Genomic DNA, 15,910 nt, shown 5'->3' on the forward strand with positions numbered 1-15,910 from the left:
TTATAGCTAAAACAAGTTACTGATTATCAGTAAGATGAACAACTTTTTTCTTTTAAATCATAATGCACAACGGGTTTCAGATAATATAAACTTAAGTTTTCCATCAAAGATTTTCAACATAATAAAGACGTCCAACCCATTTCCCATTAGCGCATGGTTTAGACGAATGTTGTAGGCCTCTATGATTCCCATATCTTCTAATTTTTGAATGTGCTCCCTTACTGAAGAAGGGGAAAGCGCAATTTTTCTTCCTATTTCAGCAAAAGAAGATCTAGAATTTACCTTAAGCAAATCGATTATTTTAATATCTATGTTGTCAACCATTGATTCGTTGTTTATATTTTAAATATACATTTTTTAATGGAGAATACTTCTTTATAGCTATGGAATCAATTTCCTTATCAATACTATTCTCTTTAATTTTGAGATGTATTAATAGTAGCTTTTATTGAGATGGATATTTATATTTTTTTAATTCTGATCATCGGAATATTTGTAGGATTTTATGTGCAAACTGTCATTGGGTTTGCAGGATCTTTAATGGCGCTTCCCATATTGCTATTTGGAATGGAACTACCCGATGCCATTGCGTATATCTCAATTTTCTATTTGTTTTCAAGTGCTTTTTTAATTGCAAAAGAATGGAAAAATATAAATAGGAAAATAATTTTAAGGCTTGCTTTAGCTTCGGTAATAGGCGTTATCTTAGGGATTATAGTACTCACTTTTACAAAACCTATACTCCTAAAAAAAGGACTCGGTATATTTATTTTGCTCTACGTGGGCTATGTTTTTTTGGGAAAGAAAAAGATCAAATTAAATAAAGTAGGTATCATTAGCTTTGGGGTAATGGCCGGATTTTTTTCGGGTATATTCTCCACAGGAGGTCCGCTTTATGTGATCTGCATTGAAAACTCGGTTAAAGAGATGAAAACATTTAGAGCTACCATGATTGGAGTCTTGGGTCTTGTTACCATAGCCCGCGTTCCTACACTGGCTATAAGTGGAATATTAGATTTCCAACATATAAAAATGTCCTTGCTGGTATTTCCTGTTTTTCTTTTTGCTCAATTTTTAGGAAAACAAACTTTTGAGAAAATTAATGAAAACCTATTTAAAAAATTATTAATAGGGCTTCTATGTATTTCAAGCCTTGTTCTTGTCTTTTAAGTTATTTAAAATCATAAAACTGTAAAAAAAACAGGACTAACAGCGAGATTGAGTTAACTTATTCTTTTATGCAATCCTTTTGAATAAACACAACATTTAGGAATAATCCCACAACTTTTTGACTTGATCCCTAATCTGCGACTGTGACGTACTGAAATAAAAAAAGCCTAACAAATAAAAATTTGTTAGGCTTCATTGGTCGGGGTGGCAGGATTCGAAGGAATACTGTTAAGCCCTATTAACACTGGTTTTCTAAAGGGTTACCAAATAAAGGTATCCGAATAGGTATCATTAATTTTATAGAACGTTGTGTGTATTTGATAGTCGAAATACTATTTAAATATAGTAAATCTATATATTATTTCATAGTATTCGACTGTAAATTAAATGATTTTAGTGGATAAGATCTTCTAACTCAGTAGGATCTATTCCGGTATATTCTGCAAATTCTTGAATGGTTATAAAATGATGTTTAGATTTGCCTAACTTCAATCTTATTTCCATTAGAAGCTCTCTGGAATATCGATAACTTTTACCAGTAATTACTTGAACGTCTTTTGGATAAATACATATCCTGTTATTTAGCTTCTTCATACTATATCTATACTTAATCCATACCTATGCTATCCTTCAGGTATATATTTTCAGCTCATTTAATGCATTAATTTATAATTTGATGCACCTATTGTTATTCGAAATAATAAAGTTATTAAAAAGGAGCTCTTGAAGTTTTGTTTTTATAGGAAATATTCCGAATAAATAGGAATATTTGCTTTGTATTGAACTTAAAATTTAGGTTTAAAGGTCAAAATATCAAAACTTTGCACTTGAATTGTTAGATGCATCGCAATTTAAATGGTAAAGGAAAGTGCCAGGAAATTTTCCAAACGATTTAAATTTTTTAAAAATGGCAAAGCAAGTAGGAATTATTAGATTGAAAGGAACCATTGCCGGAATCTCTTTTTATAAGTCGAGTGATGGGTATTTAGCTCGGGAGAAAGGTGGGGTGGATAAGAATAGAATTAATTCTGATCCGGCGTTTCAAAGAACGCGAGAAAATGGTTCAGAGTTCGGTAGAGCAGGGAAGGGGGGTAAACTGATTAGAAATTCAATTCGTTTACTTCTTCAAAATGCGAGTGATAAACGTGTTACGAGTCGATTGACTAAACAAATGGTTGCGATCATTAAAACTGATGCAACTAATGCTAGAGGAGAGCGTACTGTAATAGATGGTGATATGGAATTATTGAAGGGTTTTAACTTCAATATTAATGGTATTTTAAGTTCTACCTTATTTGCTGATTATACTACTACTATTGACCGTGTCACGGGTGAGGTTAATTTGAACCTTGACGCGTACAAGCCTATAAATACCATTAAGGTACCTGGGGGAACAACCCATTTTCGATTAAGCATAGGCGGTGCCGAACTTGATTTTGAAAACGAGGCTCAAGTATTCGCGATGGAACAAACGAGTATACTTCCCTATGATGAGGTAGAGCAAGTGGCTTCCGTATTAACAGCCACTTTAACGCCTAACTCCACTTTACCCTTGGTAGGTGTTATTTGTATTGAATTCTTTCAAGAGGTGAACGGGCAAATGTACCCTTTAAAAAATGGTGCTTTTAATGCACTGTCTGTAGCTGAGGTAGATAATCTATAAAAATGGATTTGATACTGAAAAGGAAATATAGCAAAGAGGGAACCAACGGGACCCTCTTTGTTTTCCAAAAAGAAATAGGTCATACCATTGAGCTTCCCTGGAAAGAAAATCAACGCAGTGTTTCTTGTATTCCGGAAGGAAAATATCTTTTAAGAAAGCGTTATAGTGTAAGGTTTAAATGGCATTTAGAGTTAATGTTCGTTGAGAATAGAAGCTTTATTTTGATTCATCCTGCCAATACTGCTTTAAAGGAATTAAGAGGATGTATTGCGCCTGTAACTTCATTAACAGGAGAGGGAAAAGGTATTGGATCGCGTAGAGCTCTACAGAAATTAAAAGCCTTAGTGTTTCCAGTTTTTGGAAAAGGAGAAAAAGTTTATTTAACCATCACATCTTAAAATTACGATTATGAATATAATAGATAGAGCAAAATCACCCACCCCCAATTTTTTTAAAATAGTTCGAAATATTGGTTTATTTTTAGCTGCTATAGGTGGGGCCATCATTGCTGCTCCGGTAGCATTACCAACGATTGTTTATACGATTGGAGGCTATATTGCTGTTGCGGGCGGTGCGCTATCGGCAGTAAGTCAGGTTACGGTGGAAACGAATATAATTGAAGCCTCCAAAAGTAATACTGATGCAAAGTAATGATGTTACTTTTTTGGGTACTATTGGAGGTACATTCATCAGTATTTTGCCCGCTTTAAGTTCGCAAGATATTTATCGAACCGTATCTTTAGCCGCCATTGGTGCCGCTGTGAGTTTCCTTGTTTCCTTAGTATTAAAAATAATAATAGAACGGAGTAGAAAAAAATGATTTATTCCGTTTTATTACTGTTATAAGTTAATATTCAAAACCCTTTCACGAGGGTTTTTTTTATATTTTTTTTCAGCTAAAAAATATGCTTTACCTATTGGTAGCGTTGGATTGCTGTCAAGGTTTTTCGGAAATAAATAGATGTTAAATTTTAGGAAAAAACGATATCATTCCTAGCTATTTTTTCAGAAAACCCGCAGGGCTTGACCTTTATAGCAAATTGCGGTTGGATAGGGGAGAGCTGCCTAAATTTGCAAGCTTTTTTTATGGTTTTTTAATACTAATTAGGTTTTGTATAAACTGCTTCGCTTAAGAATCAAGACCGCTTCGCTATTAGAATCAAGAAGCAAGACTTAAAAATAACTAACTGATAAACAGTAGTGATTTAAAACAAAATATTTACTAGCACTCTCGCTAACTTTATTTAATAAAAAGCAAGCTAACTATTATAAAACCTAGTTAAACTCCATAAGTTTAGAGAACTCATCAACTTTAGGTTATTCTTAATCGGATACTAATGATTAAGAATACATAGTTAACTAGACTAATTTTAAAAAATCGGCTGTTTCTTGTTTTGCTCTAAGTTTTTCCGTTTCTGGTTTAGCCAATTTTTTCAGATCTCCTTCAATTTTAAGAACGATTAAAAAAAAGAGCCCCCTAATATGGGAGCTCTGTGAGGCAACACTCTAACCAAAAGATGCGTACCGTGTACTCTTTGAAGCCACCGGTATGCGCATCTATACAGAAAGGACTGCCTGAGACACGTATGCCCGCCAGCAACCACCAGTTGCCTAAACGGACTCTAAAGGATAATTTAAACATAATGCCTAAACACAGGATCGGTGTGATTGGTGCAAGGGCTGAGGGAGAAAATACTACCCGAAGGGTGGAGATTTTTTCCAATAGGCGTAGCGAACTCTTGTGGCTCTCGCATCCGCACGCCTGTACCTTTGCTTTATGTTTGAGTTATTATTGAATAATTACTAAGAATTGGATTGTTCTGGATTTTAATTCGATAGTTTAAAAAAAGAATTTTATAGCTTACTGGAGTTTAATTTAGGGCAGGTAATCCAAAGGCGCGAGCCGCCTGCGAGTTGAACAACGGGTGTGCTGGCTTTTGGTATGGAATACCGCCAGCGCTATGTTTTTAACACGGGTTTGGCGCTGTAATTGGTTCGGGGGGAAAGGAAAGGGCTGTTTTGTAATGAAATGTAAAGCAATGAAGCTTACCCATAATGAAATGGAAGTTTAGCGGTAGCTAAGATGCAATGAAATGAAGGGTGTTGCGAAGTGCTTGAAATTGAATGTAAAACCAGCTCTTTTGCGCGGTTTGCAATAAGGCTTGTTTTTTTATGACTGTCGGAATAAAATACATAAGCTTTATGCAAATATGGGTGTTCCAATTACTGTGACAAACTTATTTGCCCGTTGTGATCGCAGGCTCGCACATCGGTTAGCAGCGGTTGCACCCAAATAACGTACTTGCGCAGCATATCTTTATGGGTTTGGGTGCAAGTGTAGCTGCGGGTGCTGTAGGAATGGCGTGTGTGTAATAGTGCAAATGAATAGCTTTTGTAGCCTGAGGATGGAAGGCGTAGTAAGCGTATGAATGGTAGATGCAAGGGATTATATGCTACACCAGTTTTTAGATTTCTCGACTGCGCTCGAAATTACATTTAAATTTTTATGACTATATACCCTTGCAGCTATGTACTATGGAACAAAACAGAATGACGGAAGCACACCTTATTACCTGCCACGTCACATTCTATCTTGCAATTCAAACACTTATGAAAACGGATTTAAAAAAGCGCAATGGCAAAAAGTAAGGGCTGAAATACTGGAATGCAATGGAGGTATTTCAGCTTTTACTGCGCGGAAAGCAAATGGGTATGGCTGAAATGCAATGGAAGCTATACTTATTTGCTTGGGGGGTATTTTATTAATTGTTATTCTTAACAACTTTTAGCATTAATTGGTATTATATAACTTAAATACTGACTGTACTATAGTTCTATTTAATTATAGTACAAGTTGTTTTATTAAACTAAAGCCTGTTTTATCAAACTCATTATATATTCTAAATCTTTAGTGCTTTTGATGATGGTTTCATAATCACCGTTACCCCAATGGCCTGTTTTAGAAACATCACGCATTAATCCTTTAGGGTCTTCAAGCTGTCCTATTTGAAGATTAATGAATAGTTTTAGCCCTTTTTTAAGTATTACGATGTCTGATATGTTCTTATCTTTCTTAAAGGCGATGTATAACTTTTTGGGTTCAATTTCTATATCATCTGCGAGGTTTAAAATGGCCTCTTTAAATTCTTCGTATAATTCAATGACCTCGTCTGATTTGTTATCTAAGTGATCTTCTTCTGTGTAAACCTTTATTTCTTTAGTTACCGATTCTAATTTGGAATTAGATGAAGTGATAGGTTTGATACTTTCAGCCGCTTTACTTTTCTTGATTTGATTGACGCTAATTAAATTGTTTTCGTAGCGTTTGATTTCCCATAGTTCAATAGCAATATCTTTAAAGTTAGTTGCTGTCTTTTGGTTTTCTGTAAAGCTAGTTGAGACAAAAACTACCCTGGTTTGGCTCCAGTCTACTTCAGAACGCTTTAAGTTGGCCTTAAGCGTTTCGTTATACTCAACAATAAAATCTGCTTTATTTTCAAGCATTAAGCTTAAATAGGTAAAGCCTTGATCTACGACACTTATATTCTTACTTCGTTTATATTCAATAATAATAAAAGCCTTTGTCTCGGGGTCGAAAGCTAAAGTATCAATGCGTTTATTTTTGATAGAAAATTCTGATTTTACCAATTGTAAACCCATCAACTCATTTAAATTAGCTTCAAAAAGCTGCTGAATTTCCTTTTCTAATTTAAAAGGTTTTTCTTTTAGACTGTTTATACTATTTGATTGTAACTTATATAAATTCATTAGATAATTTTTCTATTAACTAGTAATTTTTAGAGTTTACCTCCAACACCTTTAAACTTTTCTACAAAAGCTGATATTTTTTGAAATACAGTTTGCTTTTTGGTTAAATACTGAGGGTTTAATGGACTCATTTTAGGTAATATAGAGTTTAATTCTGTACCGTTTTCACTGGCGTATTCACGTTTTAGAGAGGATAAAATATAGCGTTTGGCTGGTTCTTCGTTTAAGTTATCATCCTTAATTAATTCTTCTGCCTCTTTCTTTTGTTTCTGTTGCGCGAATTCAAAGAAGGCATCTATAATGCTGGACTTATCTTCTATTTTATCTAAATCTGTAGCGTTTATAAATTCTATGACTAGACTTTCTTTTGCTCTATTCCCAATACTGGCACGAATTACACGTCTTATTTCTTCTACTAAATCATCTTTACTTTTTGTTTTTTTGTTATTTTCAAAAATCAGTTCAAGAATATAATCTAAGTTGATTTCTTGTGATTTTAACAAGTCTACTTCAAAAACAACATCGTCCCAATCTATAGTGGACTCCTCTGCTTCTTTGCCTTGTTTTTCTCTTCTTATCCAATCGCGAATATCATTGTAGGTTGAACGGTAGTCCTGAACCTTGCGCTCTTCCAGCACTTCAATGGCTTGCATATTCTCAATATCTTCATCAGTAAGAAAATTCTCTTCTTTAAAAGCTTCTACAGCCTCCTCATCATTTTCATCTACATTTTGAAATTCTTTTAGATAAGCAAACTCATCATAATTTTGGAGTATGTTTTCCACACGTAAATATTCTCCAAAAAGTTTAGAAAATTCTTTTTTATCTTTTTCAGTTACTATTGCATCGGGCTCTGGGAATCTTTCATTTAACTCTTGTACCACTTCAATATAACCTCTTCGTGCATTACCTGTTGCTATATCCTTAAAGCCTTCTAAGTACTCTTTATAGCTTTTTTCTAAGACAACATTCTTGGTTTTGCTATCCCCAAATAATGTAATGGCATCTACTGTTGCTTTCTCTAGATCTCTAAAAGTAACAATATTACCAAATGTCTTGGTGGCATCATAAATACGATTTGTTCGTGAAAAAGCTTGCATTAAACCGTGGTAACGCAAATTCTTATCTACGAACAAGGTGTTTAAAGTTGGCGCATCAAAGCCGGTTAAAAACATCCCTACAACAATTAAAAGGTCAACATCTTGATTTTTTACACGTTTTGCTAAATCGCGATAATAGTTTTGAAACTCTTTGCTATCTACACCAAAGCTAGTTTTAAACATTTTGTTGTAGTCATTGATTGCTTTGGTTAAGAACTCTTTAGAACTCATATCCATTGCAGCAGGCTCAAAGGTTTCATCTTGAATTTCACCTATTGCATTTTGTTCTTCATTGGCAGCAAAAGAAAAAATAGTTGCTATTTTTAAGGGTTTATCGCTATCTTTTTGCAGTTCATTTATAGTTTCATAATAAAATTTGGCTGCATCAATACTACTTACGGCAAACATTGCATTAAAGCCAGTTTTACCCCCTTTTGTTCTATGGGTTTTCTGTCTATAATGTTTTAAAATATATTGTGAAATTTCCTCAATACGTGACGGGTGTAATAAAGCCTTTTTGTTTTCTGCCGCACTGAGTTTATCTAAATCCTGTTCTGTTTCTATCCCTTTAAATTGTGGGCGAACATCATTATAATCTACTTTAAACTTTAATACTTTTTCATCTCTAATGGCATCAGTAATCACATAAGAGTGCAATTCTCTACCAAAAACACCTGCTGTTGTATCTGCACCTAAGGCATTTTCAGGGAATATTGGTGTACCAGTAAAACCAAATTGATAGTATTTTTTAAATTTCTTTTGAAGATTTTTTTGCGCTTCTCCAAACTGTGAGCGGTGCGCTTCATCAAAAATAAAAACAACCTGCTTTTGGTATAAGGCTAGATTATTCTCGCTTTTTATAAGGTTGTTTAGTTTCTGAATAGTGGTGACAATAATCTTGTTATCGTCTTTTTCTATATTTTTTTTTAAACCGGCTGTACTTTCTGAACCGTTTACACTATCAGGCGAAAAGCGTTGGTACTCTTTCATTGTTTGATAGTCTAAATCTTTTCTGTCTACCACAAAGAAAACCTTATCTATAAAGTCTAATTGTGTAGCCAGACGTGCCGCTTTAAAACTGGTTAAGGTTTTACCCGATCCTGTGGTATGCCAAATAAAGCCACCACTTTCTGTAGTTGCCCATTTTTTAGCTTCATAGCTGCTTTTGATTTTCCATAAAATCCTTTCGGTTGCAGCGATTTGATAAGGGCGCATTATAAGTAAAGTATTACTTATATCGAAGACTGAGTAGTTGAGCAAAATATTGAGTAAGGTATTTTTCTCAAAAAAAGTAGCAGTAAAATCTTTTAAATCCTTGATAAGCGAATTATCTGATTTTGCCCAATTCATTGTAAAATCAAAACTGTTTTTATTTCGCTCTACGGTATTGGCAAAGTAGCGGGTATCTGTACCGTTAGAAATGACAAAAAGCTGTAAATATTTAAATAAAGAGTTTTCAGTATTAAAGCTCTCTTTAGTATAGCGGTGAACTTGGTTAAAGGCCTCACGTATAGCAATACCTCTCTTTTTAAGCTCTATTTGTACTAAGGGTAAACCATTTACTAAAACAGTGACGTCATAGCGATTGGCGTGTGTTCCTGTTTGTTCAAACTGGGAAATGACTTGCACTTTATTGCGCGTCATATTCTTTTTATCTACCAGGTAAATGTTTTGGATGCGACCATCATCAAAAACAAAATCGTAAATATAGTCGTCGTGTATCTTTCTTGTTTTATCAACCAGATTATCACTGGGTTTGTCTAGATACTCCACTACAAAACGCTGCCATTCTTTATCTGTAAATTGCATATCGTTGAGATTTTGCAATTGCACCCGAACATTGGCCAACATCGTTTGTTGATTAAATTGCGGAAGTACTTCATACCCCTGATCTTTTAAATCTTGGATGAGTTCTTTCTCTAAATCAGCTTCAGTTTGATAGCTTACTGGTGCTTCATTAACTTCTGAAAACTTTTTATAGGTATCTAAAACAATAAAGTTTTTTGATTCTGCGATGGTATTATATAGTGGAGAATTCATAATGGAGAATTAAGAATTATTTATTTTTTTAGATGATTTTACTATTGAAACCAATAACTTTATAAGCTCCTGAATTTGTGGGTGTAAAGATTGGTAGGCTTCTTTACCTATTTCTTCAGATTGGTATAGTAATTCTATCCAATAATCGGTTTCATTTGCCTCTTTAAGTGCGATACTCATTTTATGAATAAAATCAGCTTTACTTTGAGCGTGTTCAGCTTCTCTAATTAACGCACCAACCGATGTTCCACTGCGTAAAACCTGTTTACTTATAACAAACTCTTTTTTATCTTTTTGTAAAAATTTAGATAGCTTTATAATTCGCAAAGCAAAGCAAAATGATTTATCCTTAACTATATTTTTTTTTACATTTTCCACTATCCATTATTCATTTTTAATTTATTAAAGTCTAACAACAAGGCGCGGTAATACTCATACTGCTTTTGCCTTAACTCTATTTCTTTGGGTAAACCCTCGCTGATAGAAGTGGTAAGTGTATCAAACTTATCTAAGATTGAGACGATGCGTTCTTGTTCTTCTAGAGAAGGGACAGGTAAAACAATTTTTGCTAAATCTTTAGCTGAAACATCAGTTACTTTAGCTCCTTTTGCATATTTTCTCTTCTTTTTGTAGAACATAAATGTTTGCGTATAGTAAGCAAAAAACTTGCCCATAATAAAATTGCTTGGCTTAAAAATAGTTGCATGACCCCCAGTAACAGCAGTTTCCTTGCCAAGATAAACAACTGATTTACCAACCTCTTCGAGATTTTCGCTTGTATTTGTTATAATAACATCCCCAGTATTAACTTTTTTTAGTTTTTCAGCAGTAGCTTGAGAAACAAAGGATTTCGTATCGAAAGTATGTGTACCATAATAAGTATAAATCTGGCCATAATGAATAGCAGGAACCCCTGACTCTGTAAAATCCGATTTTGGTAATCCGTTACCGCGAACTAATTCACCGATTTCTCCCAAAGTCTTCCATTCCACCTCACTTTCATCAAAAGTCAATAATTGTTCTCTGTAATATTTAAACTGTTGTTTACGAGCTGTAAGCTCTGCTGTAAGCTCTGCTGTAAGCTCGGTAAAGCTATCGAGAATGTCAACTATTTTTTGTTGGATTTGTAGAGACTTTTCTGGGTTGTTTGGGCATGGGATTGGGATTTCTAATTTTTCAATTACAAACGCATCTAAAGTTGGAATCCCTGCTTTTCTTACTCTAGACTTCAAAAAAAACTCTTCCCCTATAAGATAATAGTAAAGGAATTTATTGTTTATTTTATTATTGTGTTCTATACAATAACAGCCATCAGAAGACCAAAAATCTACATCGCTATAACCAACAGTTCCTGCTGAAGCTCCTACATTTATTATCATAACAGTATGGGCATCTCTGTTCTTCTTTGAATAATAACCTAAGGGGTCTAAACCACCATGAAATACAGGGTACTTTTCTTCTGAGGATAATAACTTACGTGTTAATCTTCTACCTCGTAAAACATTTGTTACTTCCCCCAAAGTTTTCCATTCCACCTCAACACCCTCCAATAATTTCTCTAAAAAACTCATTTTTTACGACTGTTTATTTTTGCTTTTTTCTCCAAATCAGCAAGTGTTTTTAAATAATCCTTTTCAACTGTGCTTAGCGTTTTAGCTTTGTATTTTTTGTACTCTTTTGCTGCTTTTTCTTTGGCTTTAGCATTGGATATTTTCCCTGCATTTTCCAGGACTTTTCTTCCTGCAGAAGCCAAGATGTTGTCTAATTCTGTTACATAGTCTGCCATGCGCATTTCACGTTCTTCAATAGCGTTTAATTCTGCCAAGTCAAAATAGGCAGCTACAAGGTTATTGAGTACTTTGAGCTCTTTTTCCTCTAAAAAGTTTTTGGCTACCATCGCTTCTGCCTGTGTAGGTTGCTCTCCTTTAAAATTGGTTAAACCTGCGAAAGGCTTATCACTATCTACCCTCAAAAAAATAACTTCGCTTGCTGTATTTCCGTGAGCTGCATAGTGTAGTTTATTTTGAACAATTTTAAAGAAAGTAATGCTTTCCTCACTTTTAGGGTCATAATCTGTAGCAGTAGCGTATAAATCCAATACCTGACGGTACATCACTTTTTCACTCGAACGAATGTCGCGAATACGGTTTAATAACTCTTTCCAGTAATTCCCTCCACCAACGTTCTTTAGGCGTTCATCATCCATCGTAAAACCTTTTACAATGTATTCCTTAAGGCGTTGGGTTGCCCAAATTCTAAAGTTGGTTGCAATTGTACTTTTTACACGATACCCCACAGAAATAATCATGTCTAAATTGTAGTGCTCCAACTCTCTAGAAACCTCACGATTTCCTTCTTTACGAACTGTCAAGTATTTCTTGACAGTTGCTTCAGGGGTGAGTTCATTTTCTTTAAAAATATTCTGAATATGAAGACTAATATTCTGTTTTGTGGTTTGAAAAAGTTCAGCCATTAATTGTTGAGTAAGCCAAACATCTTCGTCATCAACCTTTACTGAAATATTAGCACCCCCATCCGTACTTTTGTAAATAATGACATTACTATTTGGTTTACTCATGCTTCAATCTCTTTAATGATTAAATCAATGTCAGAACGCAGTTTATCAATCTTTTTGACCGTGATAGCAACTTCTTTATTAAGTTCTTCGATATCAATTTCCTCGCGGGTGTCTTCGGGTTCTACATAAGAACTTACCGAAAGGTTATAGTCGTTTTTGGCTATTTTGCTATTGTCGATAGTTGTGGCAACGTGAGCTACTTCTTCTTTACTATCAAACATTTCTACAATGCTCTTAATGTGCGCATCTGTAAGAATGTTGTTGTTGGTTTCTTTTTTAAAGAATTTTTCTCCGCTTACATCAATAAATTGTGTTTTCGTATCGGTTTTGCTTTTGGAAAGCACCAAAATATTTACGGCTATAGAAGTTCCAAAAAATAGATTAGGTGCTAAAGAGATGACGGTTTCAACAAAGTTATTATCTACCAGGTACTTTCTAATTTTTTGCTCTGCTCCACCACGGTAAAATATACCCGGGAAACAAACTAAAGCTGCTCTACCTTTACTAGACAAATAACTTAGGGCGTGCATTACAAAGGCGAAATCTGCCTTTGACTTTGGTGCCAATACCCCAGCAGGGGCAAACCTATCGTCGTTAATTAAAGTGGGGTCGTTATCTCCAGCCCATTTAACCGAGTATGGTGGATTAGATACAATGGCATCAAAAGGTTTTTCATCGCCTAGCTCGGGATGTATCAAAGTATCGCCGTGAACTAAATGAAATTTATCGTAATTGATGTTGTGCAAAAACATATTCATACGTGCCAGATTGTAAGTGGTATAGTTAATTTCCTGACCGTAGAAACCATCTTGTATGATATGACTATCAAAGTGTTTTTTGGCTTGTAAAAGCAAAGAACCAGAACCCGCAGCGGGATCGTAAATTTTATTGACTGTGGTTTGCTTATGCATTGCTAGTTGTGCAATAAGCTTAGAAACATTTTGAGGGGTAAAGAACTCGCCACCAGACTTACCTGCATTGGCTGCATAGTTAGAGATAAGAAACTCATAAGCATCGCCAAAAAGGTCTATTTGGTTATCTTCAAATTGACCAAACTTTAAACCGGCCACTCCTTTTAGCACCTTTGCTAAGCGGCTGTTTTTATTTTCAACGGTATTCCCTAATCGGCTACTGGTAGTATCAAAATCGGCAAATAAACCTTTAATATCTTCTTCTGAAGGGAAGCCATTTGCAGAGTTTTCTATAGCTGCAAAGATGGCGGCTAAGTCGGTATTTAAGTTTTCGTTGGTATTGGCATTTTTAACCACATTTACAAAAAGTTGGCTTGGATAAATAAAATAACCTTTTGTTTTTACAGCATCTTCTTTAATTTCGGGTGTAATGACATCATCGGACAAACTTGCATAATCTATGCTATCATCACCTCCTTCAATATAACGTGTAAAATTTTCGCTAATAAATCTGTAAAAGAGGGTTCCTAAAACAAAGTGTTTAAAATCCCATCCATCTACCGAGCCACGAACATCGTTGGCTATTCTCCAAATTTGGCTTTGCAATTCGGCTCTTTGTGCTGTACTTGTCATTTTATGATTTTATGTAAGCTGTTCCAATCAGTGGAACTGTTTTGGTATTAAGTTTAAAAAGTAGCATTTTAGGTTAAAATACTATTATATGCTGTTAAAAATATAAATCTTTTTTTGATTTTGTCATACTTATATTAGTTTAAAATAGAGGATTGAAAAGACTATGCCAGAAAAAACTATATTTATATAGTAATCAAGCATTTATGAAATTATGCGTTTCTTATTCATTTTCTTTTTTTTAGTTTCATCTAGTCTTATTGCTCAAGATACCGTTATTTCCGTTAACGAAGCCAGTAATTATATTGGACAGGAAGTTATCGTACAAGGTAAAGTAAATCAAGTTGTTCATTTAACTACTTTGCCTATGAGAGTAAAACAATAAAGGTTTTAGATACTATAGAAACTTATCGGGGCAAGCCTCAAATCGTAATTAGTGAACCTGAACAGATTGAGGTTTTGGAGTAGGTTTGGGGAACGTGTTTGTGTATGACAAGTAAGGTGCAGAAAAGAGCGAAATTTTCGGTTTAGCACAGATTTTAGCAATTTCAAGTGGATTCGGACGTAGTCTCCCGAAGGTTCGGGACGCCGTAATTGCGGTTATACATTGTATAATTAATTTCTTGTTTATCAACTACTTATGAAAATCTTCACAAACTTTAAATGTAGTTTTTATTTGCTAACTTTAGTGCTAAATCACGCAACTAATCATACACAAACACGTTGTGCGGCATACTGACCCGTCCTGAATAAAGGCTACATAATTTTAAACATTATGTATAGAAATGACAAAGTGATCAGACGGTATTCAGAACCTTTTAAACTGAAAATATTAGCCGAACTTACAACCGGAAAACACACAAAGAGTGAACTATGTAAACTCTACTCTATCGCACCTACAACCGTAAATGAGTGGATTAAAAAGTACAATCGTAAAGACTTAATGAACACCAGAGTAAAAGTGGAAACAAAAGACGAAATATCTCGAATTAAAGCCTTGCAAAAGGAAATAGATCAGCTTAAAAAACTACTACTTAAAAAGGATCTGGATGCCATGGTATTGGATTCTTATCTGGAAGTGGCAGCTGAAGATCTTGGCTACAAATCTGTTGCAGAGCTAAAAAAAAAGCTAAGTATAAAGCCTTAATTAAAGCTAAAGAAAAGTCTAAGGGATTTGCTTCTTTAATGACTATAACTCATTGTTTCGGACTTAAACGTGATGCGTATTACAAATACAAATCTAGAGCTGATAAGCGTTTAAAACTGGAACAACAGATTATAAACATAGTTAGAAAAAAACGCAAATCCCTTCCTAGAGAAGGTGTAAGAAAACTTATAAAATCTTTAGATGTAGATTTTACTAAAGCCAATATTAAGGTCGGTAGAGATACTTTATTTAGTGTTCTTAGAAAACACCAAATGCTAACACTTAGAAAGAAAACCAATGCTAGAACAACCAATTCTTATCATCGTTTTTATAAGTATAACAACATTATAAAAGACTTAGAAGTTACTAGAGCTAACCAAGTTTGGGTGAGTGATATAACTTACATAAGAACCGTAAAAGGCTTTTGCTACCTGGCTTTAATAACCGATATGCATTCCAGAAAAATAGTGGGTTATGATCTTAGTGATAGCTTAGAACTAAAAGGATGCGTGAGAGCCCTTAATAAGGCTATTTATCAGGCTAAAGACATTAAACAACTTATTCATCATTCAGACAGAGGGATACAATATTGTAGTAATGTGTACACACAAATACTTAAAAGAAAAAAGATAGATATTAGTATGACTGAAGAAAATCATTGCTACGAAAACGCAATGGCTGAGCGTGTAAACGGAATTCTAAAAGACGAGTTCTATCTAGATCAGACCTTTGACAGCCTACAACACGCAAGAAGAGCTGCAAAAAATGCAATAAATTTATACAACGAAATAAGATTACATTTATCTTTAGACTATAAAACACCAAATATGGTATATTTAAAAACAGCGTAAATTCAATTTTAACCTGTAGCCATATTTCAGGACAAGACATACAAAAAAAGCC

General features: G+C 34.3%; 14 protein-coding genes. 7 read left to right on the forward strand and 7 right to left on the reverse strand.

From position 1 onward, the window contains the following. Nucleotides 1–57 precede the first annotated feature (57 nt). Entirely contained in the window at nucleotides 58–324 is a 267-nt protein-coding gene (locus RBU60_RS10375) for an Lrp/AsnC family transcriptional regulator (RefSeq protein WP_308864883.1), read from the reverse strand. Nucleotides 325–453: 129 nt separating this feature from the next. Between RBU60_RS10375 and RBU60_RS10380 the strand changes: the two genes are divergently transcribed. From RBU60_RS10380 to RBU60_RS10400, 5 genes are all read left to right on the forward strand, one after another. After that, the gene (locus RBU60_RS10380) at nucleotides 454–1,170 is read left to right on the forward strand and encodes a sulfite exporter TauE/SafE family protein (RefSeq protein ID WP_308864885.1); all 717 of its coding nucleotides are present in this window, start codon (nucleotides 454–456) and stop codon (nucleotides 1,168–1,170) included. Nucleotides 1,171–2,077: 907 nt separating this feature from the next. Beyond that, nucleotides 2,078–2,833: a hypothetical protein gene (locus RBU60_RS10385; protein WP_308864937.1), complete on the forward strand. Its 756-nt coding sequence runs from the start codon at nucleotides 2,078–2,080 to the stop codon at nucleotides 2,831–2,833. Nucleotides 2,834–2,835: 2 nt separating this feature from the next. Next, complete coding sequence (locus RBU60_RS10390) at nucleotides 2,836–3,231, forward strand: DUF5675 family protein (RefSeq protein ID WP_308864887.1); 396 nt, start codon at nucleotides 2,836–2,838, stop codon at nucleotides 3,229–3,231. Between the two features lie 10 nt (nucleotides 3,232–3,241). Then, nucleotides 3,242–3,484 (forward strand): hypothetical protein, encoded by a 243-nt coding sequence (locus RBU60_RS10395; protein ID WP_308864888.1) that lies wholly within the window; start codon nucleotides 3,242–3,244, stop codon nucleotides 3,482–3,484. Nucleotides 3,485–5,361: 1,877 nt separating this feature from the next. Continuing rightward, nucleotides 5,362–5,553 carry a hypothetical protein gene (locus RBU60_RS10400; protein ID WP_308864889.1) on the forward strand — a complete coding sequence of 64 codons (192 nt, stop codon included), beginning with the start codon at nucleotides 5,362–5,364 and terminating at the stop codon, nucleotides 5,551–5,553. A gap of 142 nt (nucleotides 5,554–5,695) precedes the next feature. On the opposite strand, the gene RBU60_RS10405 is transcribed toward RBU60_RS10400, so the two are convergent. From RBU60_RS10405 to RBU60_RS10430, 6 genes are read right to left on the reverse strand one after another with little or no spacing between them, the layout of a single operon-like run. Further along, nucleotides 5,696–6,601 carry a DUF5655 domain-containing protein gene (locus tag RBU60_RS10405; protein ID WP_308864891.1) on the reverse strand — a complete coding sequence of 302 codons (906 nt, stop codon included), beginning with the start codon at nucleotides 6,599–6,601 and terminating at the stop codon, nucleotides 5,696–5,698. A 29-nt stretch (nucleotides 6,602–6,630) separates the two neighbouring features. Continuing rightward, the gene (locus RBU60_RS10410; protein ID WP_308864892.1) at nucleotides 6,631–9,741 is read right to left on the reverse strand and encodes a type I restriction endonuclease subunit R; all 3,111 of its coding nucleotides are present in this window, start codon (nucleotides 9,739–9,741) and stop codon (nucleotides 6,631–6,633) included. Nucleotides 9,742–9,750: 9 nt separating this feature from the next. Further along, nucleotides 9,751–10,119 (reverse strand): four helix bundle protein, encoded by a 369-nt coding sequence (locus tag RBU60_RS10415; protein ID WP_308864894.1) that lies wholly within the window; start codon nucleotides 10,117–10,119, stop codon nucleotides 9,751–9,753. Next, the gene (locus RBU60_RS10420; protein ID WP_308864895.1) at nucleotides 10,119–11,312 is read right to left on the reverse strand and encodes a restriction endonuclease subunit S; all 1,194 of its coding nucleotides are present in this window, start codon (nucleotides 11,310–11,312) and stop codon (nucleotides 10,119–10,121) included. The genes RBU60_RS10415 and RBU60_RS10420 overlap by 1 nt, the downstream gene beginning before the upstream one ends. After that, on the reverse strand, nucleotides 11,309–12,319 hold the full coding sequence (locus RBU60_RS10425) for a virulence RhuM family protein (RefSeq protein WP_308864896.1): 1,011 nt from the start codon (nucleotides 12,317–12,319) through the stop codon (nucleotides 11,309–11,311). Before RBU60_RS10425 ends, RBU60_RS10420 begins: the two co-directional genes overlap by 4 nt. After that, nucleotides 12,316–13,863 (reverse strand): type I restriction-modification system subunit M, encoded by a 1,548-nt coding sequence (locus tag RBU60_RS10430; protein ID WP_308864897.1) that lies wholly within the window; start codon nucleotides 13,861–13,863, stop codon nucleotides 12,316–12,318. The genes RBU60_RS10425 and RBU60_RS10430 overlap by 4 nt, the downstream gene beginning before the upstream one ends. 772 nt (nucleotides 13,864–14,635) lie before the next feature. Here RBU60_RS10430 and RBU60_RS10435 point away from each other — a divergent pair. Then, nucleotides 14,636–15,007: a transposase gene (locus tag RBU60_RS10435; RefSeq protein WP_308864898.1), complete on the forward strand. Its 372-nt coding sequence runs from the start codon at nucleotides 14,636–14,638 to the stop codon at nucleotides 15,005–15,007. Further along, on the forward strand, nucleotides 15,007–15,858 hold the full coding sequence (locus RBU60_RS10440) for an IS3 family transposase (RefSeq protein WP_308864939.1): 852 nt from the start codon (nucleotides 15,007–15,009) through the stop codon (nucleotides 15,856–15,858). The genes RBU60_RS10435 and RBU60_RS10440 overlap by 1 nt, the downstream gene beginning before the upstream one ends. The last annotated feature ends 52 nt before the right edge of the window (nucleotides 15,859–15,910 follow it).

It is taken from the genome of Mesonia profundi (assembly GCF_031085155.1).
In the GTDB taxonomy this organism is placed as follows: Bacteria; Bacteroidota; Bacteroidia; order Flavobacteriales; family Flavobacteriaceae; genus Mesonia; species Mesonia profundi.

Coding starts and splice junctions, on each gene's coding strand:
- RBU60_RS10375 (WP_308864883.1), bottom strand. CDS start 324: ATGGTTGACAACATAGATATTAAAATAATCGATTTGCTTAAGGTAAAT.
- RBU60_RS10380 (WP_308864885.1), top strand. CDS start 454: ATGGATATTTATATTTTTTTAATTCTGATCATCGGAATATTTGTAGGA.
- RBU60_RS10385 (WP_308864937.1), top strand. CDS start 2,078: ATGGCAAAGCAAGTAGGAATTATTAGATTGAAAGGAACCATTGCCGGA.
- RBU60_RS10390 (WP_308864887.1), top strand. CDS start 2,836: ATGGATTTGATACTGAAAAGGAAATATAGCAAAGAGGGAACCAACGGG.
- RBU60_RS10395 (WP_308864888.1), top strand. CDS start 3,242: ATGAATATAATAGATAGAGCAAAATCACCCACCCCCAATTTTTTTAAA.
- RBU60_RS10400 (WP_308864889.1), top strand. CDS start 5,362: ATGTACTATGGAACAAAACAGAATGACGGAAGCACACCTTATTACCTG.
- RBU60_RS10405 (WP_308864891.1), bottom strand. CDS start 6,601: ATGAATTTATATAAGTTACAATCAAATAGTATAAACAGTCTAAAAGAA.
- RBU60_RS10410 (WP_308864892.1), bottom strand. CDS start 9,741: ATGAATTCTCCACTATATAATACCATCGCAGAATCAAAAAACTTTATT.
- RBU60_RS10420 (WP_308864895.1), bottom strand. CDS start 11,312: ATGAGTTTTTTAGAGAAATTATTGGAGGGTGTTGAGGTGGAATGGAAA.
- RBU60_RS10425 (WP_308864896.1), bottom strand. CDS start 12,319: ATGAGTAAACCAAATAGTAATGTCATTATTTACAAAAGTACGGATGGG.
- RBU60_RS10430 (WP_308864897.1), bottom strand. CDS start 13,863: ATGACAAGTACAGCACAAAGAGCCGAATTGCAAAGCCAAATTTGGAGA.
- RBU60_RS10435 (WP_308864898.1), top strand. CDS start 14,636: ATGTATAGAAATGACAAAGTGATCAGACGGTATTCAGAACCTTTTAAA.